This window comes from Ferroplasma acidiphilum (assembly GCF_002078355.1).
Taxonomy (GTDB): domain Archaea; phylum Thermoplasmatota; class Thermoplasmata; order Thermoplasmatales; family Thermoplasmataceae; genus Ferroplasma; species Ferroplasma acidiphilum.
Genome location: NZ_CP015363.1, coordinates 1,204,028 through 1,230,222 on the forward strand (window position 1 = coordinate 1,204,028; position 26,195 = coordinate 1,230,222).

The following is a 26,195-nucleotide window of genomic DNA, read 5'->3' on the forward strand; positions in this document are numbered from 1 at the left end:
ATTATCAACTCATTTATAAGTATTTACCAAATAATTAAATAATATGTTACAATTATGGTTTATGATTGATGAGGCAATAAAGGCATTGAAAAATAAAAAAATGATTTTAATCCATGATTTCAATGACAGGGAAAATGAGACGGATATGGTAATAGCATCCGAATTTGTTACACCTGAAATAATAAGGACAATGAGAAAGGATGGAGGGGGTTTAATATGCACTACAATAAGGGAAAAAGATGCAAAAAAATTCAATTTGCCCTATCTGGATGATTTATTTTACAGGTCTCTGGATATGGATAAATCAGTTTTAAATTCATCAGACATGGGCTATGATACGAAAGATGCCTTTTCATTGACAGTAAATTCAAGGGATACTTACACGGGCATACCTGATAATGATAGATATAAAACGGTAAAGCATTTTTCGGAATTTATAAATTCTCTGGGAAATAATGCAAATGAAAACGAAAAGAATTTCGGGAAAATATTCAGGGTTCCGGGCCATATACATTTATTAATAGCGAGGAATAATTATTTTAAAGAGAGGAAAGGCCATACTGAATTAAGCACATATATTGTAGAGAAAGCCGGTTTGATACCCAGTGCAACAATAGTGGAAACACTGAGCGATTCCTTTAATTCCATGACCCTGGAAGAATCTAAAAAATATGCAGATGAACATAACATTGTATTGATAAACGGGAAGGAGATTATAGACGATTTCAATAAAACGGATAGGATTTTACAATGAAATTGATAGGAATAGTGGATACAACATTTGCAAGGTACGACATGGCTTCATCTGCAATAGATGAATTGTATAAAACCGGAACCGGATTTGATATAAAAAGGTACACTGTCCCGGGAATAAAGGATACGCCGGTAGCAGCATTAAAATTGTTCAGTGAATACAACTGCGATTTAGTAATGGCGTTCGGCATGCCCGGACCAATGCCTGTAGATAAAATGTCAGCACAGATAGCATCAACAGGCTTAATGGAAGTACAGTTAAAGACAATGAAGCATATTCTGGAAGTTTTTGTCCATGAGGATGAAGCTATAGATGATAGGGAACTTGCATGGCTATGTGACAACAGGTCAAGAGAACACGCAGTGAACGCATATTATTTGCTATTCGATCCTGAGAAATTAACGGAAAATGCGGGCAATGGGTTAAGGCAGGGATTTGAGGACAGGGGTCCGGTTAATTCAGGAAGTGCCGGACATAAACATTAGGTGATATAAATGAAAATAGGAATGGTAGTTGCAGAATTTAATTATGATATAACAATGATGATGGTGGAGAGAGCTAAAGATTATGCAGATTTTCTGGGTATTGAGTATAAAATACTTAAAGTACCTGGAACTTTTGATATACCCTTAGGAATTAAAAAATTGTTAAAAATTGACGATATAGATGGTATAATAGCAATAGGTGCTGTGATAAAAGGGGAAACAGACCACCATAGAATAATAATGGAAAATGCAGCAAGAAAAATAACTGATTTATCATTAGAATATGAGAAGCCTGTTGCTTTAGGCATATCCGGCCCTGGGGAATCCAGGTTGCAGGCTGAAGCCAGAATAGACATGGCAAAGGAAGCCCTGGAAAGCTGCGTTAAAATGGTTAAATCATTGAATAATTTATAAATTTATTTTAATATATTATTTGGAAATTTCATAATAAAATTTAATATTATTTTTTATTTTTCTTCGGATCATAACTATAATTGTCATATTTTGTTCTGTACCAAACAGCTGTCATTACAATTGTTACTATTACAAAGAATCCTGTAATTGCAACAGAATAGGCGTTGGGGTCATAACCATTGTATGTACCGGATGTCAGTGCAGCAGTAACTATTACAATGCCCACCATAGTTATTACAAAGGCTTTGACTCCTCTTTCATCTTTCTTTTTCGGCTCAACATTTTCTCTGTTTATTTCAGCCTGATCAATTTCTTTTTCTTCCATTTAGTTCACCTTCCTGTATATTAAACGGGCGGCAATTAGCAGGAATATTATCACTACTATAAAGAATTCCAGGCTACTTACTGCCATCTGCAAATCACCGCTCAGTATATGCCCTGAAGCACAGCCATCTGCCATCCTTGCCCCAAGCAACATCATGAAACCTCCTGTAAAAGCACCTCCTGCCCTTTTTATCTGGCTGTTTCCAAATCTTGTCTCCCATGAAGGAGGAATAACGCTGTTGAATGATTGAAATCTCCTTGTGAAAAATATTGAAGCCAGAAAAGCACCGAATAGAGTACCTATATCACTGAAAGGTTCCCATCCTATTGTGTGGACAACAAGAGTGCTATAGCTATATACTCCTGCAGAAGCCATATTTTTGCCACAATCCATGAATACGTTGTTGATTCGCCAAAGATCTGGTGCAGAAACATTTCCAGTACAAGCATTAACCCTATAATTATTCCTACGGACATCATGACCACACCAAATAATTTAGATGAAACAGTCCAGTGATAATTTACTTTCTCAGCAATATTGTTCTTGCCAAGTGGCATAGAAGCCCCTTCCATAAGCATTCCCGCAGTTTCTATGTATTTTTCCTGTTCAACTGTGCTCATTTTCCCTGATTTGTGCAATGAAGTATAAGCACAGCTTTTTCCTCCCTTATACCTTGGAAGGAAATATGCTATGGAGAACATAACTATTGCCCACACAACTGCTATTCCAAATCCAACGTATAGATTTGTATCTACTTTGCCACCGAAATAAATTTGCCCAAAATTATCGTAGCTTATTAACCATTGCCCGAACGATGTCTGATATATCAGTGTCCAGGATGCTGCTCCAAGCAATCCACCAAGCAGCGCGTATATAGCGTCACGCCTTCCTTCTCCGAGTCCCATCCATACCGTACCTGGAACATATCCTGAAATTGCAATTCCTACTCCGAACAATGCAGCTCCAAAGGCCACACCCAGTACATAATCAGGTTTAACTCCCCAATGGAATGCAACACCAAGTGCAGCTAACCCATAAAGTGCAAGAGCTCCTGCCCCTATAGCTATTGCTATACACCCTACAAATAACCTGTCCTGCCATTTACGATCCCGTAGCAGAAAGCCTCCTGATTCAGCTGTAGGATGAATGCGTAAATTCTATATACTTATAAAATATCAATATTCAGGCATTATACTACTTTTAAGCAAGTTATGCCAGTAAATCCTGAGTATATCATTGATCCGTAAGGACTTGTGTAACAGGTTGGAAATGCCTCTGTGCCCCGGTACAGCATGGTACAGGCAAAAGGCATATTCAAATTGCATGTAGACAGAGATGCGTACAAAGGGAACACTGACACCCCTGGAGAGGCAACATCATAACCGGTAGCTACCTTAAAACTCAACAATTGGTTCCTGCAAAACCGTCCGGACCGCGAGGGATGAAGACGAATCATAAGGAAAAGTAGGAACCCCACATGCTTTAGCAGTGGGAGTATGTCAGCTAATCTTATAAGTACCTCGGGATTAGAGATTCCCCAGGCTTCAGCGAGCCCTCCTATTACCATTCCAATAAATAAACCAATCCATTCCCATGCAGTTACACTAATCATTTCATTCACTCTTTTTTCCTGGTTTCTATTACTTACAAATTAACATTATTTTTAGGTATTTTAAAATGTATGCTTATATATAAGGTATCTTATTAAAATATTATAATATTATATAATTTATATTTTTTATGGGAACTTAAATTTTAAAATAACATTATTCGATTCAATATATATCAGGCAATTTATTCTGGCATTCAATATTATTATATATACAATAATAATTATAACTGGATTTGAATGAAAGTTTTTCTGGACAGTTCCGATATTAACGAAATCAGGGAGATATCAGATTACGGCTTCATTGATGGGGTAACAACAGATCCTGTTTCTATAGCAAGGGAAGTATCAAAGGGCTCCACTACGGAACAGGTGATTACATCCATAATTAAGGCGGTTAATGGGGAGGTGCATATACAGGTTGTTTCACAGGATTACGATTCTATAATGTCCCAGGCATTTAAAATCCATTCCCTCGGGATGAATGTAATAGTCAACATTCCGGCAACATTTACCGGGATTAAAGCAATGTTGAAACTAAACGAGAAAAAGGTAAAATGTTCTGCTTTGTCTGTTTACAATACAGTTCAGGCCATTATGGCAGCACAGAACTATCCCGAATATGTTTCTATAAAAACCGGAAAAATAAAAAATACCGCCGAGGATGGGATGGAGCTGGCCTACAATGTAAACCAAACATTTAAAAACTGTGGATTTGACGCGAAGGTTCTTGTTGGAGGTATCTCAAAGCTTGAAGACATAACCAGGGCAGGTATCATGGGTGCCGGTGCAATCTCAGTTACGTACCCGCTCCTTAAACAGGTGGAAGGAGATATTAACATGGGAACAGAAATAGCGGAACAGATGGAGGCGTGGAATAAAATTGCTGAAAGCAGCAGAACGTTTTTTAATAAATAATGTTATAAAATTAATTTAAATATGTAACGGTTTCTGTGGAATTTTTAGAACACCCCGTAAATAAAGTTCGTTTTATAAATTCAGCCACATTATGTTTTTATATGCAGTTGGTATATATAAATGATTAATATGGTAGAAGAAGGAGAATTGGCCCCGGATTTCGAGGCTCTGGATACAGGATTGAAAAGCAAAAAATTGTCTGATTATAAGGGAAATGTTACCATGCTCGCATTTTTCCCCGGTGCTTTCACATCTGTCTGCACAAAGGAAATGTGCACATTCAGGGACTCTATGGCAAATTTTAACAAATTTAACGCAAAAGTTGTGGGCATCAGTGTGGATTCACCGTTCTCACTCAAGGAATTTGCCACAAAGAACAACCTGCAATTTGACCTGTTAAGTGATGGCAACCGTGAAATATCGGATAAATACGGAGCTTTATACAAAAGTTTTCTTAACATAAACGGGTTGACAGCATCTAAAAGATCTGTTTTTGTGCTTGACAAAACAGGTAAAATTGTATATAAATGGGTCAGTGAAGATGCTGGAAAGGAACCGGATTATAAGAAAATAGAAGAAGTAATTTCAAAATATAATTAAATTGAAGTTAACCGGAAATATTTATTTTTTTACTACTTTTAAATTTTCCAGATACCGCTTACAGAAGCTGTTGTAATTTTCCTTATACTTTTCCCAGGTTTTCATGTACTCTTCAGAAACCTCGCCGACAACTTTTGCCGGAACGCCTACAGCTATTGACCTATCAGGTATTTTGCTTTTGCTTTTAACAACAGCACCTTCACCTATAGCTGCCCATTTTCCTACTGTAGCAAAATCTGAAACGGTAGAATTCATTCCTATCACAGCATAATCATCTATGGTACCGGTATGTATAACTGACAGGTGCCCGATCGTAACATGTTCTCCTATTGTAGTCTTTTCACCAGGCCTTGCGTGTATTACACAGTTATCTTCAATTGCAGAGTAAGCACCGATAGATATTTCACCATAATCACCCCTCAATACAGCGCCCGGTCCTATCCATACATAATCCCCTATATGGACATTGCCTATCACTGTGGCATTATCAAAAACATACGCTTTCCTGCTTATTTCCGGGACCTGCCCTTCGAACTCATATATCATGCAGGTAGAACAGAGATAAAGATTTAAATTTAATTATCTGGGAAAATGTAAGGAATTTATTTTTTGCTTTCCTTGAACCGGAAATAACGCACAAGCTTTCCGTCCTGATTGTATATGTCCCTGTACTCAATTTTATCTGACCATACAAGAAATGTCAGTTCCATATGAATAATCAGATTATCGTGGTTCTTTGCAATATGTTCATCTATTTCTTTTAAAGTGTATGCATTTACCGTGTTTTCTTCAAGAAATTCAAGTACTGTTGCCCCGATTGAATTGGTTCCGGATGATTCGAACTGTTGTTTATCTACAGGCATAGCAATCAGTTCTCAGTTCCCTGCATCCTCTTCGAGGGCTTTTTTATAATTGCCAACCAGTTTTACAATATATTTCTGGGCAGCACTTTTGAGCATCCTTGCACCCATGCTTGCTGCGGTCCCAACAATATTCATATCAGCCTTCCAGTTAACCTTTGTACCCTGGTCATCAGGCAAAAAATCAAAATTAACGGTAAAGTCAACAGATGCCCCTGAACCGTTTCCCTTGCCTTTTAAAGTGATATGTTCACTGGCTTTTTTGTCGGTAATATCCAGAACAAGGTCAAATTTTCCCTTTATGAATGAAACCCCTGCTTTAGCAGTTAGCTTCATTTCGTTTTCATCTACTTTCTCATAATTCAGGAGGTCTGGAATAAGCTTTATCAGTGCTTCCTGGTCCACAACATATCCGTAAGCTTTTTCCGGCGTGGTTTTTACATCAAAAGAGTCTTCGAATGTTAACATACAATTACATTAAAACATAATAGATAAATCTTTATGCTGATCCATTGTATTTTTGCTTTCAATTACCCGCTGCATATTTCATAGAATTATATGAAACAGTTATAGTGCAATTATAAACAGCATGATATTTTCAGGGCGCCATCAATTTACTATTTTTACTCTGTTCCAGTATACAGTTTTTATAATTTGCCCGGCCCGTATCTACAGCTCTCCGATCACGCATTTCTTAAACGTCTTTGTATAATTTATAAATTGCAACAATGCTTATATGATATAACCCCTATGTGGTATATAAGTGACAACATGTAAGAGGAATAGGGCGAACCAGGTATTAGTCTTCATCGTTGATGTAGGCGGTTTCATATGTCCCCAGAATTTTAAACTGTTCTACTGATTTCTGTATATCTGCTATTGCCGCATCAGTATTTTTGTTATTTTCTATATCTATAAAAAATATATATTGAAATGGTGTGTATTGTACCGGCCTTGACTCTATTTTTGTCATATTTATCCCGTAGTCGTTAAGTATTTTCAAAATTTTATATAAAGCCCCAGGTTTATTTTTTGTTGAAAAAACTATTGATGTTTTAGATGGAACAGATACCTTAACAGGTGTTTTAGCTATTAAAAAGAATCGAGTATAACTGTGCCTGTTGTTTTCTATGTCCTTCTCAAGTATATCCATCCCATTTAAATTAGCTGCGATCTCACTTGCAATAGCTGCGTGGGATAACCCGTAATTTTCTTTAATTATCTGTACACTTCCGGCAGTATCGTATTCACTTACAGGTTTCATGCCGTGATTATATATGAAATCGGAACATTGCGATAAAGCCTGTGGGTGGGAGTGGACATGCGTTATATTATCTGTTTTTGCTCCAGCATGCCCTATAAGGCAATGTTTTATTCTCAGATAGTACTCTTTAATTATATAAAAATTCATCCTGAATAGAAAATCATATGTCTGGTTAACTGCGCCTTCAATTGAATTTTCAACAGGAACGACAGCAAGGCTTATTTTTCCATTCTCCAGTGACATGAATACTGCCCTTACCGATTCCAATGATACATATTCACCTGTAGCCATCTGTATAGCTGCAATATGGCTGTATGCCCCCGGTTCGCCAAAATAACCTATCTTCAATAAAACATAATATAATTAATATATTTAAAACTGGCTAAAGTCGTATTCATCTTTTTCAATTTCTTTTTTGTGCTTATATTCATCTGAATCCATATGCCTGTAAAGCCATATGAGGAATATTATAATAGGGACTGCAGGAATCCACATATATAGAGAATATAATGGATGTGCAGATTCTTCCAGTATTATTTCAGATGTTTCAATAGCTCCTGCAAATGCCAGTTCTATAACTACAAATATATACATATAAATAATTTTCATGTATTTCTTTCCCATTTGCCCCTTGACAAGGTAATACAATATGTATATACTGGTGCTTGCGGCTACAGCATAAGCTGGAAGTTCCAGCCAGGAATGCGGGAGTATCATAAGGCTTGTAAATATTGCCAGGCCGCTAACCTTTGTGGAGGTCCCCTCTACTGCTATCACACTTGCAGTTGACCCTATAGAAAAGCCGAACATGAGTATTCCTACTACCGGTATAAACTCTATACTGGCTATTAAAAGGTTATGTGGAAATATGCTTAGCCACATTGGAAAAAAGGATTTTGATATAATGGCACTATCCTCTGATTTGAAACTTGCATAAAGTGCGGGGTCATGTATTGGAAGGGATGAAATGACGGCAAACCCGACGAGTTCTATAATGAATGATAATAAAAATATTTTCCTGAGCCTCGGCATTTTTATTTCCATATTTCCTAATCTCAATTGTATTATTTATATTTTGGTCAAAAAAGTGGCTAAAATATAATTTAGTCTGAATCCTCCTGGTTTATAAGTTTTATATCGTCTTCGTATTTATTCAGTATAGAATCGAGCGTTATTATACCCATAAATTTTCCATTATCCACAACAGCGCACCATTTGGTCCTATTTTTCATCATAAGTTCCCATGCATTTTCTGCACTATTTTCGAGTTTCACATATGAAATACCAGCTTTGTAATAATCCTTTACATAACCGTATGACCTGTTAACAATATCATAAAGATAAACGGCTCCCATTAGCTTTTCATGGTAAACAACAGGGAGAGACAATAACTCATTTTCCTTCATAATATTATCAGCACGGTATATAGTATAGTAAAGGTCTGCGTAAACGTCATTAATAATATTCAAACTTGAAACTTTCATCTCCAGAAGCATAGGCGTATGGTACTCACCCATATTTGCCGGGGAGTCCCTCCTCTGCTCCACCTGTGATTCGTAAATGGAGTATTTTGTCCCGGAAGCTATATACGCAATTGATACAGCCAGCATTGCACCGGGCAACAATTGCAGGCTTCCTGTCATTTCAACTACCATAAGTATCACAGCAAGAGGGGCCTTTCCCGCTGCACCGAAAAATGACAGCATGCCTATAATAACAAATGGTGCCACCGCCGGCACAATTCCTGGAGAAACCATATGGAAGAGGACGCCAAAAAGTGCACCAAGTGAAGCCCCGATAAATATGCCCGGTGCAAAGACACCACCGCTTCCTCCCGAGGAAACAGTAAATGAGGTTGCAATAATCTTGACAAATGGAAGCAATACGAGAATAAGGAGAATTGGGAGTCCAAAAGTTACCAGTTCATTGAATTTCCCATATTCCAGTAATTCAACCCAGCCATAGCCCGTGCCAAGTATTTCAGGAAACAGCAGAGCTATCACTCCGACTATGGCACCGCCGATCATTGGTTTAAAATGGTTTGGTATTTTGAATTTTTTGAATAGGTTTCTAACGCCATAGAAAGTCCGTATATAGAGAATTGAGAATAATCCTGCAACAAGCCCCAGTACTGCATAAAAAGGCAATCTCAGAACATTGAATGTATTGAGATAATCACCAAATATAGGTGCGAATCCAACAACGGATGCAAATATTGAGTAGCCTATGGATGATGCCACCAGAGATGGAAATATTACTTCGGATTCGAAGTCTCTCCGGTATAGTATTTCAGCTCCAAGGACGGCTCCGCCAATAGGTGCTTTAAATATTGTCCCTATGCCAGCGCCTATGCCAACAGCAACAGCTATTCGCCTATCTTTAGGGCTGAGCCCGAGAATATCGGCAAGAAATGAGCCGATGCCCGCAGCTATAAGCGCTGTGGGGCCTTCCCTACCAGCACTGCCGCCTGAACCGATAGTAATTGCAGAAGCTATTGTTTTGACCACAGGAGTTCTGCGTTTAATTTTTCCATGGTTATAGTGAAATGATCTTATCGCTGCATCTGTCCCATGCCCTTCCGAGGAGGGGTCAAACGTATAAATTATAAATCCTGTAATCAGGCCACCGGCAGCGACAACAACTGGAATAAGATAGTACCTCAATGCATAAAAATGATAAACAAGTGAACCACCTTCACCAAGTGGGTGCGGTATTGGCATTCCCACTATATGGGTAAAAAATATTAATTCAAAAAGGCGGATAGCAAAATAAAAAGCAAGCGCACCAAAACCGGCAACAACACCAATTATGGCACCCACTATGAACCAGCGCTGGAAGTATGGTAGTGTTGATAGTTTAAGATTCATTTAACCACCACATAGATATCATTGTTATTGAATTTTAAGGGTATTTGCGCTGAATGTAAATATATATTTAAATACATTATTGTACAGTATTAATAGTATTTATATAAATTTTGAGAATTGGAAACAATAGCCTCTGGAGTTATTCAGAGGAGCACAAATATAAATTGCAAATAATTAAGGTTCTCAATACCTGTTATATAGATTGGTATTTTACGGCTTCCCCTTATCAAAATAATCTTTAATTTTTTCAGATACGATATTGAATGAAGTTTTTACCAGGGCTGCTGGAGACCAGGGGATAAGTAATTCAGGATTCAGCAGGCGGAACCAGTAATTTTCATTAATATTTTCAACCATGTATCTTGATTTGTATGCCAGTATAAATTCTCCGAATACAGATTTATAATATCTATAGGGTTCGTAAATAACAGGCTGCACATATTCGAAATTTAAATGTTGCAGATATTTTCTTGCAATCTCTATGTGCGCCATCATTTTGGAATAGCCCGGAAAATACGAATCATTGTATAACCGGATATGCAGCTCCCATGGAGCTTTTATTATCTTAGAAATACCATAATCTTCGCCATGGTCAAAACTCGGAGTTGCATTTGCAAAGCCCCTGTGTATTTTCAAATACTGTATCACCATGTCAGATTTCTTTTCGGGTATTAAAAGGGAAAATGATTCTTCATCTTTCACAGTTTTCCTGTCTATGTATATGCTGGTGTTATCCTTAACCTGAATATTTTTAGGAAACAATATATAAGACATTACTACCTTTATTGCTTTATATAATTAAGTTTTTTCTTAAATGAAGTTAGGGCTTCCTGAATTCAGGAATTAATCAAATAGAAAACCATATATTTATTAATACAGGATAATTTTACCAGCATGGACCTGGAACAATACAAAAATGAAGGGATCAAAGCCCGGAAAAATATAGACATAAGCCAGATTAAGAGCATAGCCAGTGGCATAATAAATTCTTTTAGAAACAATGGAAAGTTAATAGTGTTTGGAAATGGTGGATCGGCTGCGGATGCACAGCATTTCGTTGCAGAACTCACAGGGCATTACATGAAGGAGAGAAAGGCCCTCCCGGCTATTGCACTGACGACAAATACTTCAGCACTTACTGCAATTGGAAATGATTACTCATACAATGATATATTTTCCAGGCAGGTACAGGCCTTATGCAAAAAGGAAGACTATGTGGTTGGAATAAGCACTTCAGGAAATTCAAAAAATGTGGTAGCAGGCATAGAAGAAGCAAACTCAATAGGCGCATTTACACTGGGATTTACCGGGAAATCAGGTGGCAAGCTTGCTGGAATATGCAGCGATGTTTTTCATTCGGATAGCGATATAACTCCTATAATACAGGAAATACATATAACAGCCATACATATGATCTGTGCTATTATAGACGAGGATTTTTGATATTTCAGCTATTTCCTGAAGCTTTTCGTTTCAATGAATAAATTTATTCTATCCGGTATATTTCTAATCTTTATTGAACAATACAGGAATAAGCCTGCATCCGTTTATTAGGGCCTGCTAATGAAAAAGGAGAAAAATATATTTATTTATAACTATGGACTTAAAACATGCACTTTATGCCCTGTTCAATTAAAAATGAACTTTCGGGTTTAAGGTATATTTTCCCGACTGCATAGAGAACAAATCCTGGCAATTTAAACCATAGATAATTTTTTATAAAGATTTTCACTGAACTTTTATGATTATAACTAAAACTCCATTGAGAATTGGTTTGGTTGGAGGGAGCACGGACATCCCGGAATATTATAGGAATTATGGAGGATTGCTTCTTTCTGCTGCTATTAATAAATATATTTATATTATTGTAAACAAAAAATTTGACCATAAAATAAGGGTATCGTATTCCAGCACAGAAATTGTTGATACAGTTGACCAGATAAAACATCCCAGTGTAAGGGAAGCAATGAAACTACTTGATATAGACGGCGGAATTGAAATTCTCAGTGTTTCAGATATTCCATCGACAGGAACCGGATTAGGTTCGAGTTCAACATTCCTTGTAGGGCTCCTTAACGCATTGCATGCATATAAATCAGAATTTGCCAGCAGGGAGCAACTTGCGAGGGAAGCAATAGAAATAGAAAGAAATGTATTGCAGGAACCAGGAGGAATGCAGGATCAATATATGGCTGCCTTTGGTGGCATCAATATGCTGAAATTTAATGAAAACGACTCTGTTTATGTAAATCCAGTAACATTAAATTATGAAAAACTTGAGAAACTGAAAGATAATATGTCCTTGCTTTACACCGGGATAGGGCACAACTCTGGAGGAATCCACAAAAACATACGGGGCGAAATATCGGAACACCTGGATGATTACCGGAAAATGAAAGAATATACAATGGATTTTTACCATGCTTTATACGACATGAATATTGAAAGACTTGGAAAGCTTCTTGATCAGAACTGGCATTCAAAGAGAGCTTTATACAAAGAAATTTCGACACCCGTTGTGGATGAATATTACTCTAAAGCACTTAGCCTCGGGGCTTATGGTGGAAATCTCATCGGCGCAGGCGGCGGTGGCTTTCTGGTATTCATAGTAGAGGCAAAAGATAAACACAAATTGCGTGAGCTCGGACTCCGTGAGATAGATTTCGATTTTGATTTTGAAGGTTCCAGAATAATATATTTTTCACAGTGAAATAAATATTTTTAGCCCTGGACAATATACTTCTGCACCGGGATTAAATACGGTAAAACACATGCCCCTGCACCCCGGAATTTTGCATATTATTTTAATAATTATTATTAATTATGTGCTATGAATTCAGACTATTCCCGCTATATAATGGATAATATTTTTGATTTTTTTCAATATCCTGAAAATTATGACCGGGCAATTATTAATGCTGCACTTGGGAAAATGGAGTGTGCAGGAAAAAATCTACTGTTTAACGGTGTAAAAGTTAAGCCAGATTTTCAGTGTACAGATGAAAATATGCTAGGTTTTTTTCTGGCAAACCTGCCACTCATGTTCAATGAAAGAGGCAACAGAGAATATAAATTGCCGCCCAAACTGGAGAAGCTAAAGACCGATACAGAAGAACTTATCAGTATGCAAAAATTTAATGAACTCGCAACACTGGAACTTTATCTACTCCTGGAAATGGCTATGAGATGTGCCTATTCAAAATGGCTGGGCAATAAAATTGTAATATCCCGATATGGAATGGATAATATTGTTCTGGAAAACTATGATTACAGGCGGTTGAAACTCTACATAAGGCTAAACCATCTGGGCAGAACAGATATAAAGGTCAATGGAGACATTTTTCCGGGGTCAGAGAATGCATTGCTTGGCTGGGCGACAAAATTTATGGACAGACCAACACAATTAATGTTCAGGCTTTCGTTAAATGTAAGAAATTTGCTGGCACATGGAGAAAATGAATGGTACCTGTTTCCTGTTTTGCCAAGTGTACCCCTGGCTGCCAATGCCGCAGGCAAGTTGCTTTATGAAATTAAACCAGGGATGGAAATAAAAAACAATGGATATAAAATGGCACATACTGGAAATGGGAGGAATACAAAAAGGCCAACCTTTTACCATGGAATAAATAAGCATTAAAAATTAATTTCTGGCCTGAATTCTGAAATCGGGCTTTCTGTAATCCCATTTAATCCAGAAATCTTTAATATTATCCATGGAGATAGAAAAAATCTGTGAACTAACCCTGTATATATGAAGGTTTTCGTTTTTTATTGAAAGCATATTTATTTTTAAATATACCGTTTTATTGATAGATATGTCATAAAACCCTTTCAGAATGTATGATTTCATCTGGATATTTTTAATAGAGAAATATATGAATCCATCCAGAAAATGTTCGATATCATCCATCAACATAAGTAATATCTGTCAATTAATAAATGTTTCTAATTCTTATTAGCACTGTATGAAAAATTGTGCATTCAACTGGATTAAAAAAATCAGGGATTAAAATTTTTATGTTGAATTGCAATAATATGCTGTATTTTTGTTGTCTATCAACTGTGCCAGGATTGCTATTTACTATAATGCCGAAATGGCAAATATTCATTTCCGCTTGCAGGATTCGGGATGGCTGCAAATTGCATAAAAAGTTATTAAATGGAATGGCCTGGGAAATAGATGTTATTATATAATTCCATTAAATTAATTTCTCTTTGATTTGGTATTTCATCCCGTTGAGAAAATTTTCGAATATGTCTGTTGCAGTTACTATTCCAACCCCTCCGGGTACAGGCGTTATATTTTTTGCTTTATTGCTCACAGAATCAAAATTTACGTCACCGGATATTTTATTTCCGGAATAATTTATTCCCACATCTATTACTGTAGATTCAGATGTTACATAACTTTCATCGATATAATCTGGTTTTCCGATTGCAACTACAAGAACGTTGTTTTCCCTTGCTATTCTCTTAATGTCAACTGTTTTGCTATGGCATAACGTTACAGTATAGTCCCTGTTAAGCAACAACATTGCCAGAGGGCGCCCTACTACAGCTGACCTGTTTATAATGCAGGCATTTCCCGGCTGTATCTTATAATATTCCAGTATATCTACAACTGCCCTCGCAGTGGCAGGCGCTATCATCTCATTTTTTGTATACAGGTTTCCCTGGTTAAAGGATGTCATTCCATCCGTATCTTTGTAAAAACTTATATTGTCCACTACTTCCTGAAAATTAAGTGGGGGAGGAAGTGGAGATTCCACCATTATACCATTTATACGTGGATTTGCATTGGCATCTTTTATATAATCAACCAGCTTGTCCATGGTAATATTATCGAATTTTTCCAGGGTAACATTTATTCCAAGCTTTGTACCTCTCTTTATTTTTGAATTTGCATATATGGTGCTTGCAGGGTCATTGCCAACCTGGATTAATTTTAATTCCGGCTCAATTCCATATTTTTCAATTATGCCTTTAATCTCACTCTTCAATCGTTCCATTTTCTCAGATGCAACTACTTTTCCATCAAGTAACATTTTTACCACTTTATTATAGATTTAATTTCTTCAGGCGGCTTTGCCCTGAATATTTCCGTATCTTCCGGTTTATAAATTCCGGTTATAAGTTTATTTATAATCCCACCGCTGGAAGATCTCCACTTTTCCAGATAACCGATAGCATCCATGTAATGTTTTTTGGAGCCATCAACAGACCCGGAAATTGCAATATTATGTTCAATAATATAGTTCAGGTCATTCCCCGTCAATTGTGAATTGGGGGCAGCGCCGTTGGTTCCGAAAAGAATAGCGATACCGTTATAATTTAATTTCTTTACAAATTTCATAACTGCTGCAGGGTCACCACTGGTATCAATAAGAAGGTCTATTTTATCCGGCCCATTTTCCTCAAGATAATTATAAAATAAACCGTGAATTCCTTCAATAATTCCCATTTTCTCTTCTAAAAGCCTGTGTCTGTTTGTCAGATAAACGGTCATGTCATATTCTCTCGCCATAAAGGCATATAGAAAAGCTTCACTTCCAGTTCCAATTATCAGGCAGTTTTTAGATATATAGGTGGAATCTTCAGCTTCGAATATAGACCTTTTTGTTAATTTATCAAATATTTCAAATGCTTTCATAACATTTTTTGCCGGCTCTGTTAGGGTGCTTAACATCGCCATTGAACTATCATTAACTTTTATTAAATTTTCCGGAGAATCGAAAAAATATTCGGAGTTGAAACCATCGGCACCCCGTATGCCTGCCTCTGTTATATCATTATCTGCATCAGAACAATTGTCCTGCCGCCCGATTCTGCAATTTATACATGTTCCCCTGCGCCTCACAATGGGGATAACGTAGTCACCGGGCCTGATTCTGGAATTGTTTTCTCCTATATCTATGACCTGGCAAACTGCCTCATGGCCAATGACCATATAATTTTGCCCTGTGGGATTATATGCAAATGGCAGGTGGCCAGCAATTTCAGCACGGTCTGTCCCACATATCCCGGTGTATACTGGCCTTATCTTTGCTTTCCCATCCTTATAATCTGGCATATTAATTCTGCCATAAGATATGCCACCCCCGGGTGCGGATGTTGTCAGTGTCATAACTCCTTCCATGCTTAGGTTAGGATATGATGATAAATCAACCTGTCGATTATAACTGTTTATAGAATACCGGATAAATATAGATATACTTAATATAATTATATTCAAATATATACTAGTAATGAATATAGGATATCTATGGACACAGAAAAAAAATTAGAGGAAGTAAACAGAATAATGAAAGAAGCCGGTAAAGACAATAGTGCATTCGCAGGTTCTTTTATGAATTTCATGGGAGCCACAATGGGAAAAGGCGCACTTGACACTAAAACGAAGGAATTCCTGGCACTTGCACTTGGCATTGCTGCCAGATGCGAATGGTGCATTTCATACCATGTCAATGAGGCAATAAAAGCCGGAGCAACCAGGAAGGAGCTTATGGAGGTCGGGTATGTAACTGTGCTAATGTATGGTTCACAGGCCCTGATGGAAATGAATAGTCTAGTTGATGCTATAAATAAACTTGAAAAACAATGAGATTATATAATTTCCTGGCAAAATTAGTTAATTCAGAAAGTTACTATAAATTAATTGATAGCGAAATAAATGAGATTGTAAAACTCATCCGTGCTGGCTATCAACCAGAATACATAAAAAAAATTCATAAAAATAACTTCAATTTTTTATTTGAATTTGCTAAATCGAGAATAAAAATTGCAGGCAAATTTTCTCTGCACGATCATTTATTCATGGATTATTATTCATCCATGTATTCCACACCTGAAATAGTGGGGAAATACAGGGCGAAAAAGCTGGCCGGGAATAAAATAGTAGATGCAGGCAGCGGAGCTGGAATGCAGGATATAATGTTTTCTGAGTTCTCAGATGTGACGGGTGTGGAAATTGATTCAAACAGGTATGCAATGGCTAACCTGAATAAAATACCATACAGTTCTAATGTGGATTTTATCAACAGTGACATTTTTTCATTTAATGGCGATTTTTCCGGAAATATTTTATTTTCTGATCCGCTGAGGCCGGTGAATTCCGGTGAGAAGTTATTTTCCCAGCTCGTACCGGACCCTGTAGAAATAATACATAAAAAACCAGAATTATCAGGCTATGCTATTGACCTTCCTCCACATATGGAATGGGATAATATACCACTTAAAGGGGAGAAGGAGTATATATCCATTAAAGGTGCATTGAACAGGCTTACCCTGTATTCGCCTTCAATCTCTGAAAAAATAAGTACAGCAGTAATCCTGCCGGAGAATACAGTTATAACAGGCAAGCCATGCACATTTAAGGCAAACATAGAATATGGCAGGAGTACAGGACAATACCTGTATGTCCCGGACATTTCTATTACCTACGCAAAGCTTCTCAACATGGTTGTAAAGCCGGAGTGGGTGCCGGTATATATTGATGAGAGAAGGCAGATATTTTCAGGCAACTCATACGAATCAGCGTTTCCCGGGAAACAGTATAGTGTGATTTCATATTCTGATAATATGAATATTGTTCCTTTACTGCGCAATGTGGATGCGGGAAAAGTTTTTTTCAGGTTTAAAATGAAACCGGAAGAAACATACCATTATAAGAATTCTATTGAAAAGGAATTAGCCGGGTCGAAAAATGTATATATATTCCGGAATAACGACAGGTATATTATTGCTGAAGAGATAAATTGACATTCTGAAGAAAAATTAACTTTATTTTAAATAATTAAAAATATTTTTAAATATGTTTTTATAGAATTTTGTAATTTCTTTTGATAAAAATGATTGAATTCTATGCGAAAGCAAAATTGCCAACAAGGTTTGGTGTGTTTAATATATACGTATTCAAGAATGAAGATAATAAAGATCATGCAGTACTTGTTCACGGGGACATTGAGGGAGAAGAAAATGTACCGGTACGTATACACTCTGAATGCTTGACAGGTGATGTATTTGGTTCCATGCGATGCGACTGCAGGGACCAGCTCATAACATCCTTAAAGTATATCGGCAGCCGGGAACGTGGGATGTTAATATACCTAAGGCAGGAAGGTCGGGGAATTGGCCTTTTAAATAAAATACGGGCATATAACCTTGAGGATAACGGGAAAGACACTGTGGAAGCAAATATTGAACAGGGATTGCCAGCAGATAACAGACATTATAATTTTGCTGTAGATGTTATAAAATACTTAAATATAAAATCTATAGAGTTAATGACAAATAACCCGGAGAAAATTAAAAACCTTGAAGAAAATGGCATAAAAATAAGTAAGAGGATACCGGTAATAATAGAGCCGAATTCCTTTGATAAATTCTATCTGGAAACAAAAAAAGACAAAATGGGACATATGCTTTAACCATATCTCTAATTGGCACCAGGCGGATGGCTTTGTTTGCCATTTAATCTTATATTGATAGACTGAGGACGAGAGATTAATAATAGTTAGGTATAGGAAAGTGCAAGGAAGTTAAAAATCAAGGAAATATACAAAGTATTGTATAATCGCATAAGGTGTACTGGAATCCAGTAGGAAGGAAAACTCAAATCTATATTAAACCGGAGGTAATTCAAACCACTGAACTCTTATAAATATTGAAAAACATAATATATGCCTAATAATTATAGGTGTATGGGAGAAAGTCTGGCTGACATTGAAATATCTAAGGATGGCGAAATATACTATGTCCGTATGACTTTGCCAAGTGGCGAAGTTGTAAGCATGGAGAATGAAAACTTTGAAGAGATACTGGAAGAAATAGCAAATGACCTCCAGGATAGGTATCCAGCATAAATGCGGGGATGGCCCAGTGGTACGGCGGCAGCCTGCTAAGCTGTTTCTCGAAATGAGAGCATGGGTTCAAATCCCATTCCCCGCGTTCTAATTATATTATTTTAAATTAATTAATTGAAGTAGTTTTTATTGATTATACCTGGAAATTATTTGAGCCAACAGGTACTAAATTATAATTCATAACATCCCATATAGTCAACTCATATATTTCCACATCACTTGAATATCTCAAGAGATTTCATCAATGATATGCGGTATTGAGATATTAGCAAAATTATAACCCTCTACCGGAATCTAATGTTTTATATTCCACCTATTAGAAAACACACCATTCCATAGATCATAGCTACCTTCGAAACTTTTTCACCGCGGGATATATTAGCTTTCAGGTACCATATGGTAATGGCAAACAGGAGATCGTCTAATACCACTGCATAAAGATAGTAAATTGATAGCACATGGAAATAATATGGCAGGACAGATACTGAAATTGTTATGACTACAAAAATAGCGGATACAATTTTTGCCATGCCAATTCCATATTTTTTTGGGAACGTAACCCTATCAACATCCCCATTTATATCTTCTATATCTTTCATTATTTCTCTGGACATATTGGAGAAAAAGGCAAGTAGAAAGAGAAGGAGCATTTTTGATATGGTGCCGGTGATAAAACCTCCATAGAGAAAAATCATGCCTATAAGCAGGCTTACCGTAAGATTTCCTGGTAACCCAATTTTTTTAGTTTTAAATTCATAGCTGACAAGCAACAATTCAGCTATTACAACCACCACACTTATAAAAATAGATATAAAAGTAGATACTATGAATGCAATAATAAAAAATGAGATAGCTAAATATGATGCTGCTTTTTTTGTTATGGTTCCTGAAGGCAACGGCCTGTCCGGATGGTTATATTTGTCTGTTTCCACATCACTGATATCATTTATTATATTTCCCCCTGCTGTTACGAGGAATACACTTATTGCACCCAATGTCAGTGGTATGATGAATTCAGCAATATGCAGGTTTACGGCAATAAATCCTACTATGTATATGGAGAAGAATCCCATGAGCCCGTTTACCGGACGTGTAATTTTAATCCACTTATTCATTTAGAGACTGATATTTACATAGATATTATATTTTTGTCCTTTTTGAAAGTTGTAAATATTATTTTTCTCGATCAATTTGCATATATTTATATATTCTGATTCGCATAATCATTTATGGATGTTTCGGGATATATAATATTAGCTATTGCTTTAATCGATGGATTACTATTCGGGCTTGCCATTAAAAAGGGAATTGTTTCGGCTATCTTGCTCATAATAGCATTTGTGCTGGCTAGTTATGCCGGGCTTTCATTCGTACCCAACGTTTCATTCAGCAAGGTATACACATATGCAAAGACATTTTTCATTGACAATATAAGCAAAGCGCCAGGGTTAGTAAGCCTTGGACATGTTGGATCAGTTACGCTTGTGCTTGTATTATTCCTCATAGGCCTCGGTGTTGGAATCTGGAAAGGATAAAAATACCGGAAAATAATTAAATTAATAATTTATTTATAACTTTTTAAAATTTCTGGAAATGAATCCAGATAGAAATAATTGGTATTAAAATGCCCATTCGGGTATTCCTTATAATAATGGTCAATTTGATTTCTTTTCAATATTTCATGTATCATATTCATTCCGATGTTTATTTTGTACTCGTCCCTGTTGCCAGTCTGCAATATTATTTTCTTGCCTTTTAGCTTTTCCACTTCACCGGAAAGCCGGTTAACAGGGTCAAATTCCAGCCATTTATTCCATACATCTGGAAGTATTTCACCTGTGTCTATTGAAAATGGGAGCTGTATATTTTTCCCGTCTGGAGAATAGGAAGCGGCCATTGCCACAACGTTGTATGTCTCCAGTTCATCCTGGCTGTGTACCATTTGCTGGCGATACGATTCAATAAAGCCCTCCAGCGTTTTTCCTTTCATTGTGAGGTATGCAGTTGAAAAATCCGGTAGATAACAGTATGGAAAATATGAATCGCCCGATATGTCTATAAATCCTTTGAAGATCTCCGGGTAATCCAGGGTGATAGAAATTGAGCCGAATCCCCCTGATGACTTCCCGAATAGATAAATGTCACGATTTCCATACAAACTATGTATATAATCTACCAGATCACGGGCAATAAAACTTTTATAGTTTCCAATTGCAGTTGAATCTACAAACTGGTTCCCTCCAAATTTTGTCATAGTATCTGGAAGAATCATAATGTAACCATATTCGGTGTCAAGCTTTTCAAGCAGATCTTTAAAATCGAAAGATGTATAACTTTTATTGAGGAAACTGTTTCCGGACCCAAAAAATCCTGGAAGTCCTATAAATACAGGTGTACTGGATTTTACATTGTTCTCTATCTTTATTATTTCCCTGTTATATTCATCCCTGAGAGGATTGCCTTTCAGAGATTCTGCCACCAATTTGTCTACAATAATTTCATGCATACTGGTCAATGTTTCAGACGTATAAAGATTTGAGCTTGAATTTTTAATTAATAGCAGAGTGAACAATTATACCAAAAGTTTATTTACCATTATATTTATCTATACAGTGGAGGTGCTTCAATGGTCAGTTTCATGACACGTTATGACGATGACGACGATGATGATGGGGACGAGGATGAAGATGACGAGTAATATTGCTGTCTAGAATTGTTTCCTGTAAATGCTTTTTATCTGTTTTTGATTTTTTATTTAATGCTGTAGATTAAGATTATATAGCCAGTACATATAATTATTCATGAATATAGTGGTTATTGGCGGAGGTGCAGCAGGAATGTCCGCAGCATCCAAAGCAAGGAGGATGGACAAAACTGCCCGCATAACTGTAATTGAACAGACAGGATATGTGTCCTATGCTGAATGTGGAATGCCATATTATCTTTCAGGGTATTTTGAGGATTCTGGTGAACTTCTTCATTACCCCCTAAGTGAATTTACGGAACATAGAAACCTGGAAGTAATTACAGGCACGAAAGTTGAATATATAAATCCGGGTGAAAAATATGTATTCGCAGGGAACAAGAAGTTTCCTTATGACAAACTCGTTATAGCCACCGGGGCGGAACCACGGATACCTGATGAATTTAAAGGGTATGCATATGCCCTGAGAAATATGGATGACGCAATAGGCATAAAGGAAAAGATAAAAGGGCTGAACAATGTAACTATAATAGGTGCAGGTGTCCTGGGCACTGAACTTTTTTCACTGCTTTCACATAAATTTAAAGTAAAGTTAATTTCCAAACATGAATACGTACTCCCGCATATGGATAGTGATATGGGGAATATACTCACTTCCATAGTGAATGAAAGCGGAAATGAGATTGAATATAACTCTATCCCATCAGCAATATCAGGAACACCGGGCAATTATCAGGTAACTACCGGTAATGGGCCATTCAATACACAGATTGTAATTTTTGCTACTGGAATTAAACCATCAACAGAACTTGCAGAGAAAGCCGGATTGGAGCTTACTGCAGATGGGCTCATCAAGGTAAATGACTTTTTGCAAACATCGAATTCAGATATTTACGCCGCCGGCGATAATGTAGCAACAAAAAATATTGTTACCGGGTCATATGGATACTACCCCCTGGCACAGATTGCAAATAAAATGGGAAGGACTATTGGAATTAACATGTTCGGAAATAGCAGGGTGTTTCCTGGAGCGCTGGGGACCACAATAATAAATGTCTTTGGTTACCAGGTCGGGTATACCGGAATAAATGAAGCCACTGCAAAGAAAACCGGGATTGATTATGGAAGCGTTTACATAAAAGCAAAGAGCAAATCAAATTATCTGCACGGCTCCAATATATTCTTGAAAATTATTTATAATAAAAAAACAGAAGAAATTATGGGTGGGCAGATTATTGGCAAAGACAATGCAGCTTGGAGGCTAAATGTAATAGCCACAGCCATATCCGGCCATATGAATCTATATGACCTGTTATACAATGACCTTGGCTACGAGCCGGAGTACGGCCCTGTATGGGACCCGATAATAATTTCAGCAAGCCTTGCATTAGATAAAGAGAATAAAAAGGTATGAAAAAACTATCATCAGTATAACGAGCGCAGCCATTCCAAGAATCGCGCGGAATATCTTTTTGTTATATATTACAAAAAGAAAAAAATTTACAATTTCACGCATTTTTAACTTTGATTTTCCCTGTGTCCTCTTGACAAATACAACAGGATATTCAGTAATTTTAAATCCATTGTGTGCCAGCCTGCTTACTATATCAACCTGGCCAACGTAACCATTTTCTATATCTACCTGCTTCCCAAGGTAATCACATGCCTTTCTGCTGTATACCCTGAATCCGGATGTACAGTCATTCAGATTTATATCAAATGATATCCGGAATAGCATATTGGCGATCCTGCTTATGATTTTACGGATAAATTCATCATTTGTTATACCCTTATCTGTGTATCTAGACCCTATAACCAGATCTGAAGAAGTTCTTATAGCCTGATCTATCAGCCCGGGTACATCTTCAGGCCGATGGGAAAGGTCAGCGTCCATTACCACAACATACTCGGTGCCACTTAACCGCATTCCGTCTATTTCTGCGCTTATAAGCCCCAGCCTGCCACCCCTGAAAAGGAAATGCACATCAGGATATTTTTTAACCAGGTCTGCTGTGCCATCTGTTGATTGGTCATCTATGATATATATTGATGAAATGTTGTCATCTGCAAGAGCAGGTATTAGCCTGTTTAAATTTTCTTTTTCATTCAGGGCAGGAATTACAACAGAGGCATTATATTGCATATATAAACGGAATAGTATTTTTCCTATTAAAATATTGCAGTGTATGTGTAACCATGATAAAAAGGTGGATATCAGGAAGCTACTCGACCTTAAATGTTGAAAGGAGAGATATTTTATGCACTCCTCGGCGCAGGGAACTGGATACGGCCGAAAATTCTATTGTGGCACTATCCAGGACGGACCTATATACTTTATAATCAGGCAAGTTAACAGAGGTTAGTTGCCCTATAACACATGCTGGTATGCGATTATAAATGGTATTTATCCGGATAAAACAACCCGGGCAGAATTATTTAGTATTATTTTTTTCTGCGGTTAACTGGAATTTTTCGAGCCTTATATCTTCTATCCTTGTTAACCTTCCTCCAACTGTAAATACCCTTTCATCGGTTTCTATAAGGAAAGAATTTTTGTATCCAGGTATTACATCTGTTCCCTTTACGTTACCGCTAATATCAATTTCACCGTTCTGGGTTTCTCCTATTACCCTCCCGGTTAATTTATATCCATTGTTCATGAATACATTTATTGCCTCACATGATATCCATGAAGTCTTAAATTCCCATTTTTGTCTAATCTGGAACTTTGATATGTAAATTGACGGTTTCCATACAATATTGTAGTAATAATAATTAATGATGTGTATCATTTCCTGTTCCTGGAAATCAAGTGCGTATTTTGCCCGAGCACTTACATTGTCCACATAAACTATTGCCTCATCTCTATCCTTTATCATGATTTCCGGTGAAATTCCTGGCCTCCTTTTTATAACAACCCTGTTAACAAGTTCACTTATATCATAACGGTCAGAATCAGGGAATATTGTAAGTATTACAGAAATGCCTCTATCGGCTGCATCCAGTATATACCTATCAAGGTATTTTAAAAGCGGGAGCCGTAAAGAAAGTATTATTTCTGTTTCTGCATTAATTACCATATTTTTCATCTGTTCCCGGATTAAATTTGTATTGTCTAAATACCATAAATATGGATTATATTTGGTCATTTCCGGTTCTGAAACTTTTACATATTCTGTCAATTCGTCCTTGTATGCTGTCATATCCTCTATTATTTTATTAAGTGCGATATCAACTGGAACTGCCCTGTATATTTTTTTCTTTCCAGGGCTTATTTCAATTAATCCTTTATTTAAAAGATTGTTAAAAAGATCATAAACTCTCGGTTGTGGAACGCCAGCGGTCGATACTATAGATGTGGATGTCTGAGGCCCATTCAACAACAGTGTCTTATAAACCTTTATCTCATATGGCGATAGGCCAAATTTCGATAATTTGCTAAATAATTCATCACCGGTCATATACGTTTATTGTAATTATCTAAATAAATATTTATATTGAAAAATAAAAAATTATAATTTTCCTATATCTCTTACTACATTTATATCCAGCGGAGATTCTCCTGGAGTCCAGTCTGCTGGTATTGCACACATATGGCCTTCCCCTTCCGGTGTGTCGTGAAGTACTTTCAAGCCCATAAATGCACCATATATATGCCTGACATCCTTTCCAAGGCCATCATTGAACATGGCTTCATACTGGATTTTCCCTTCAGGGTCAACAATGACAAGCCCCCTCTGTGCCTGGTATCCCTTTGCATCAAGGAATCCATAGTTTTTCGCAATCTCCTTTGTATAGTCGTCAATCAGAGGTATCTTGCTCTTGCTTACCCTGGGAGATGTATCGCACCATGCCTTGTGGGAAAACACTGAATCCTCGCTAATTCCAAATACCTGGGCCCCTTCCTTAAGGAATTTATCATATGATCCCATAAGAGCCTCAATATCTGTTGCACAGACAAATGTGAAATCTCCTGGATAAAAGGTCAGTATAACCCACTTGCCTCTATAATCTGACAATTTAATCTTCTTTATCTCTTTCTTTTCCGGAAAATAAGTTTCCGTTTCAAATTCAGGTGCTGATTCTCCTATCTGTAACATTTTTATCGATATTGGATAATTATATCTTATATTAATTTAATCCTTATAAATAAAATATAAATAAAAGGTAGGCAAATCAATTTTACTGTATAGTAAAGGCTAATGTAGGGGTCATTCTGACTATACAGGTTAATGTAAGCATTAATGCGGTAAAAGTAAAGTTAATTGCCCGGTGACCCCGAAAATATAATATGCTTTATAAGTGGAATTTCCAGGCAGAATATAAATTTAAATGCAATTCCCCTGGCTTTGTGGAAAATAGTGAGATCAAACAGCTTATCCCGGAACCATTCAGGTGGTTGCTGGTTCCTTTACATTAAGCATGGATTGATTAGTTCCGGAAATATTTCCAGCCATTCAAAATTACTCAGTTCAATTAATTTAAATTCATGCATATAATTAGATATAACATGTATTAGGATAAAAAAACTTAA

Annotated in this window: 32 protein-coding genes and 1 tRNA gene; 15 read left to right on the top strand and 18 right to left on the bottom strand. The window is 36.8% G+C overall.

Features of this window, described 5'->3' with window-relative positions:
* Window positions 1-61: 61 nt before the first annotated feature.
* Genes ribB through ribH form a run of 3 tightly spaced genes read left to right on the top strand, consistent with a single transcriptional unit; the run spans window position 62 to window position 1,653 of the window.
* The gene (ribB, locus tag fad_RS05900) at window positions 62-754 is read left to right on the top strand and encodes a 3,4-dihydroxy-2-butanone-4-phosphate synthase (RefSeq protein WP_081142577.1); all 693 of its coding nucleotides are present in this window, start codon (window positions 62-64) and stop codon (window positions 752-754) included.
* Window positions 751-1,239: a riboflavin synthase gene (gene ribC, locus fad_RS05905; RefSeq protein WP_081142579.1), complete on the top strand. Its 489-nt coding sequence runs from the start codon at window positions 751-753 to the stop codon at window positions 1,237-1,239. Before ribB ends, ribC begins: the two co-directional genes overlap by 4 nt.
* A gap of 9 nt (window positions 1,240-1,248) precedes the next feature.
* On the top strand, window positions 1,249-1,653 hold the full coding sequence (gene ribH / locus fad_RS05910) for a 6,7-dimethyl-8-ribityllumazine synthase (RefSeq protein ID WP_081142581.1): 405 nt from the start codon (window positions 1,249-1,251) through the stop codon (window positions 1,651-1,653).
* 46 nt (window positions 1,654-1,699) lie between these two features.
* On the opposite strand, the gene fad_RS05915 is transcribed toward ribH, so the two are convergent.
* The 3 genes from fad_RS05915 to fad_RS09500 are packed head-to-tail and all read right to left on the bottom strand — an operon-like array spanning window position 1,700 to window position 3,126.
* Window positions 1,700-1,978, bottom strand: coding sequence for a hypothetical protein (locus fad_RS05915; RefSeq protein ID WP_081142583.1), 279 nt, complete (start codon window positions 1,976-1,978; stop codon window positions 1,700-1,702).
* Window positions 1,979-2,353: a YeeE/YedE thiosulfate transporter family protein gene (locus tag fad_RS09495; protein WP_236940556.1), complete on the bottom strand. Its 375-nt coding sequence runs from the start codon at window positions 2,351-2,353 to the stop codon at window positions 1,979-1,981.
* Window positions 2,302-3,126: a YeeE/YedE thiosulfate transporter family protein gene (locus fad_RS09500; RefSeq protein ID WP_335589202.1), complete on the bottom strand. Its 825-nt coding sequence runs from the start codon at window positions 3,124-3,126 to the stop codon at window positions 2,302-2,304. The genes fad_RS09495 and fad_RS09500 overlap by 52 nt, the downstream gene beginning before the upstream one ends.
* 701 nt (window positions 3,127-3,827) lie before the next feature.
* Between fad_RS09500 and fad_RS05930 the strand changes: the two genes are divergently transcribed.
* Entirely contained in the window at window positions 3,828-4,505 is a 678-nt protein-coding gene (locus tag fad_RS05930; RefSeq protein ID WP_081142587.1) for a transaldolase family protein, read from the top strand.
* 129 nt (window positions 4,506-4,634) lie between these two features.
* Window positions 4,635-5,105: a peroxiredoxin gene (locus fad_RS05935; RefSeq protein WP_081143168.1), complete on the top strand. Its 471-nt coding sequence runs from the start codon at window positions 4,635-4,637 to the stop codon at window positions 5,103-5,105.
* A 21-nt stretch (window positions 5,106-5,126) separates the two neighbouring features.
* Here the strand turns inward: fad_RS05935 and fad_RS05940 are convergent, their stop codons facing one another.
* The 7 genes from fad_RS05940 to fad_RS05970 all read right to left on the bottom strand — a co-directional run bounded on the left by fad_RS05940 (window position 5,127) and on the right by fad_RS05970 (window position 10,870).
* Window positions 5,127-5,651 carry a gamma carbonic anhydrase family protein gene (locus fad_RS05940; protein ID WP_081142589.1) on the bottom strand — a complete coding sequence of 175 codons (525 nt, stop codon included), beginning with the start codon at window positions 5,649-5,651 and terminating at the stop codon, window positions 5,127-5,129.
* A 56-nt stretch (window positions 5,652-5,707) separates the two neighbouring features.
* Window positions 5,708-5,968, bottom strand: coding sequence for a hypothetical protein (locus tag fad_RS05945; RefSeq protein ID WP_081142591.1), 261 nt, complete (start codon window positions 5,966-5,968; stop codon window positions 5,708-5,710).
* Between the two features lie 12 nt (window positions 5,969-5,980).
* Window positions 5,981-6,433, bottom strand: a complete 453-nt coding sequence (locus tag fad_RS05950; protein ID WP_081142593.1) for an SRPBCC family protein — start codon at window positions 6,431-6,433, stop codon at window positions 5,981-5,983.
* A 331-nt stretch (window positions 6,434-6,764) separates the two neighbouring features.
* Window positions 6,765-7,577 (bottom strand): prephenate dehydratase, encoded by an 813-nt coding sequence (gene pheA / locus fad_RS05955; protein ID WP_081142595.1) that lies wholly within the window; start codon window positions 7,575-7,577, stop codon window positions 6,765-6,767.
* A 24-nt stretch (window positions 7,578-7,601) separates the two neighbouring features.
* Window positions 7,602-8,273, bottom strand: a complete 672-nt coding sequence (locus fad_RS05960; RefSeq protein ID WP_081142607.1) for a stage II sporulation protein M — start codon at window positions 8,271-8,273, stop codon at window positions 7,602-7,604.
* Between the two features lie 59 nt (window positions 8,274-8,332).
* A complete protein-coding gene (locus fad_RS05965) occupies window positions 8,333-10,096 on the bottom strand; it encodes a chloride channel protein (RefSeq protein ID WP_081142609.1) in 1,764 nt (587 codons plus the stop codon).
* 210 nt (window positions 10,097-10,306) lie between these two features.
* Window positions 10,307-10,870 (bottom strand): hypothetical protein, encoded by a 564-nt coding sequence (locus tag fad_RS05970; protein ID WP_081142611.1) that lies wholly within the window; start codon window positions 10,868-10,870, stop codon window positions 10,307-10,309.
* Between the two features lie 120 nt (window positions 10,871-10,990).
* On the opposite strand from fad_RS05970, the gene fad_RS05975 reads away from it, so the two are divergent.
* From fad_RS05975 to fad_RS05985, 3 genes are all read left to right on the top strand, one after another.
* Window positions 10,991-11,539 (top strand): D-sedoheptulose 7-phosphate isomerase, encoded by a 549-nt coding sequence (locus fad_RS05975; protein WP_081142613.1) that lies wholly within the window; start codon window positions 10,991-10,993, stop codon window positions 11,537-11,539.
* Window positions 11,540-11,837: 298 nt separating this feature from the next.
* Window positions 11,838-12,806: a GHMP family kinase ATP-binding protein gene (locus tag fad_RS05980; RefSeq protein ID WP_081142615.1), complete on the top strand. Its 969-nt coding sequence runs from the start codon at window positions 11,838-11,840 to the stop codon at window positions 12,804-12,806.
* A gap of 120 nt (window positions 12,807-12,926) precedes the next feature.
* Window positions 12,927-13,733, top strand: a complete 807-nt coding sequence (locus fad_RS05985) for a hypothetical protein (RefSeq protein WP_081142617.1) — start codon at window positions 12,927-12,929, stop codon at window positions 13,731-13,733.
* A 3-nt stretch (window positions 13,734-13,736) separates the two neighbouring features.
* Here the strand turns inward: fad_RS05985 and fad_RS05990 are convergent, their stop codons facing one another.
* From fad_RS05990 to fad_RS06000, 3 genes are all read right to left on the bottom strand, one after another.
* Window positions 13,737-14,006 carry a hypothetical protein gene (locus tag fad_RS05990; RefSeq protein WP_081142619.1) on the bottom strand — a complete coding sequence of 90 codons (270 nt, stop codon included), beginning with the start codon at window positions 14,004-14,006 and terminating at the stop codon, window positions 13,737-13,739.
* A 289-nt stretch (window positions 14,007-14,295) separates the two neighbouring features.
* The gene (gene folD, locus fad_RS05995) at window positions 14,296-15,141 is read right to left on the bottom strand and encodes a bifunctional methylenetetrahydrofolate dehydrogenase/methenyltetrahydrofolate cyclohydrolase FolD (protein ID WP_081142621.1); all 846 of its coding nucleotides are present in this window, start codon (window positions 15,139-15,141) and stop codon (window positions 14,296-14,298) included.
* 2 nt (window positions 15,142-15,143) lie between these two features.
* The gene (locus fad_RS06000; protein ID WP_236940557.1) at window positions 15,144-16,232 is read right to left on the bottom strand and encodes a glucose 1-dehydrogenase; all 1,089 of its coding nucleotides are present in this window, start codon (window positions 16,230-16,232) and stop codon (window positions 15,144-15,146) included.
* Between the two features lie 126 nt (window positions 16,233-16,358).
* On the opposite strand from fad_RS06000, the gene fad_RS06005 reads away from it, so the two are divergent.
* From fad_RS06005 to fad_RS06020, 5 genes are all read left to right on the top strand, one after another.
* Window positions 16,359-16,697 carry a carboxymuconolactone decarboxylase family protein gene (locus tag fad_RS06005; RefSeq protein WP_081142623.1) on the top strand — a complete coding sequence of 113 codons (339 nt, stop codon included), beginning with the start codon at window positions 16,359-16,361 and terminating at the stop codon, window positions 16,695-16,697.
* On the top strand, window positions 16,694-17,854 hold the full coding sequence (locus fad_RS06010) for a hypothetical protein (protein ID WP_081142625.1): 1,161 nt from the start codon (window positions 16,694-16,696) through the stop codon (window positions 17,852-17,854). The genes fad_RS06005 and fad_RS06010 overlap by 4 nt, the downstream gene beginning before the upstream one ends.
* 89 nt (window positions 17,855-17,943) lie before the next feature.
* The gene (ribA, locus tag fad_RS06015) at window positions 17,944-18,522 is read left to right on the top strand and encodes a GTP cyclohydrolase II (protein WP_081142627.1); all 579 of its coding nucleotides are present in this window, start codon (window positions 17,944-17,946) and stop codon (window positions 18,520-18,522) included.
* Window positions 18,523-18,795: 273 nt separating this feature from the next.
* Window positions 18,796-18,957: a hypothetical protein gene (locus fad_RS09400; protein WP_009886324.1), complete on the top strand. Its 162-nt coding sequence runs from the start codon at window positions 18,796-18,798 to the stop codon at window positions 18,955-18,957.
* Window positions 18,958-18,959: 2 nt separating this feature from the next.
* Window positions 18,960-19,042 (top strand) — tRNA-Ser (locus tag fad_RS06020).
* 217 nt (window positions 19,043-19,259) lie between these two features.
* Here the strand turns inward: fad_RS06020 and fad_RS06025 are convergent.
* A complete protein-coding gene (locus fad_RS06025) occupies window positions 19,260-20,072 on the bottom strand; it encodes a UbiA family prenyltransferase (protein WP_081142629.1) in 813 nt (270 codons plus the stop codon).
* Window positions 20,073-20,186: 114 nt separating this feature from the next.
* Here fad_RS06025 and fad_RS06030 point away from each other — a divergent pair, with 114 nt between their 5' ends.
* Window positions 20,187-20,492 (top strand): hypothetical protein, encoded by a 306-nt coding sequence (locus fad_RS06030; RefSeq protein ID WP_081142631.1) that lies wholly within the window; start codon window positions 20,187-20,189, stop codon window positions 20,490-20,492.
* A gap of 29 nt (window positions 20,493-20,521) precedes the next feature.
* On the opposite strand, the gene fad_RS06035 is transcribed toward fad_RS06030, so the two are convergent.
* Window positions 20,522-21,463 (bottom strand): alpha/beta hydrolase-fold protein, encoded by a 942-nt coding sequence (locus fad_RS06035; protein ID WP_236940558.1) that lies wholly within the window; start codon window positions 21,461-21,463, stop codon window positions 20,522-20,524.
* Window positions 21,464-21,758: 295 nt separating this feature from the next.
* Here fad_RS06035 and fad_RS06040 point away from each other — a divergent pair, with 295 nt between their 5' ends.
* Complete coding sequence (locus tag fad_RS06040; protein WP_081142633.1) at window positions 21,759-23,075, top strand: FAD-dependent oxidoreductase; 1,317 nt, start codon at window positions 21,759-21,761, stop codon at window positions 23,073-23,075.
* On the opposite strand, the gene fad_RS06045 is transcribed toward fad_RS06040, so the two are convergent.
* The 3 genes from fad_RS06045 to fad_RS06055 all read right to left on the bottom strand — a co-directional run bounded on the left by fad_RS06045 (window position 23,049) and on the right by fad_RS06055 (window position 25,761).
* Window positions 23,049-23,804, bottom strand: coding sequence for a polyprenol monophosphomannose synthase (locus fad_RS06045; RefSeq protein ID WP_009886329.1), 756 nt, complete (start codon window positions 23,802-23,804; stop codon window positions 23,049-23,051). The genes fad_RS06040 and fad_RS06045 overlap by 27 nt on opposite strands.
* 289 nt (window positions 23,805-24,093) lie before the next feature.
* Entirely contained in the window at window positions 24,094-25,122 is a 1,029-nt protein-coding gene (locus fad_RS06050) for a TrmB family transcriptional regulator (RefSeq protein WP_009886330.1), read from the bottom strand.
* A gap of 51 nt (window positions 25,123-25,173) precedes the next feature.
* A complete protein-coding gene (locus tag fad_RS06055) occupies window positions 25,174-25,761 on the bottom strand; it encodes a peroxiredoxin (RefSeq protein ID WP_081142635.1) in 588 nt (195 codons plus the stop codon).
* Window positions 25,762-26,195: the final 434 nt, after the last annotated feature.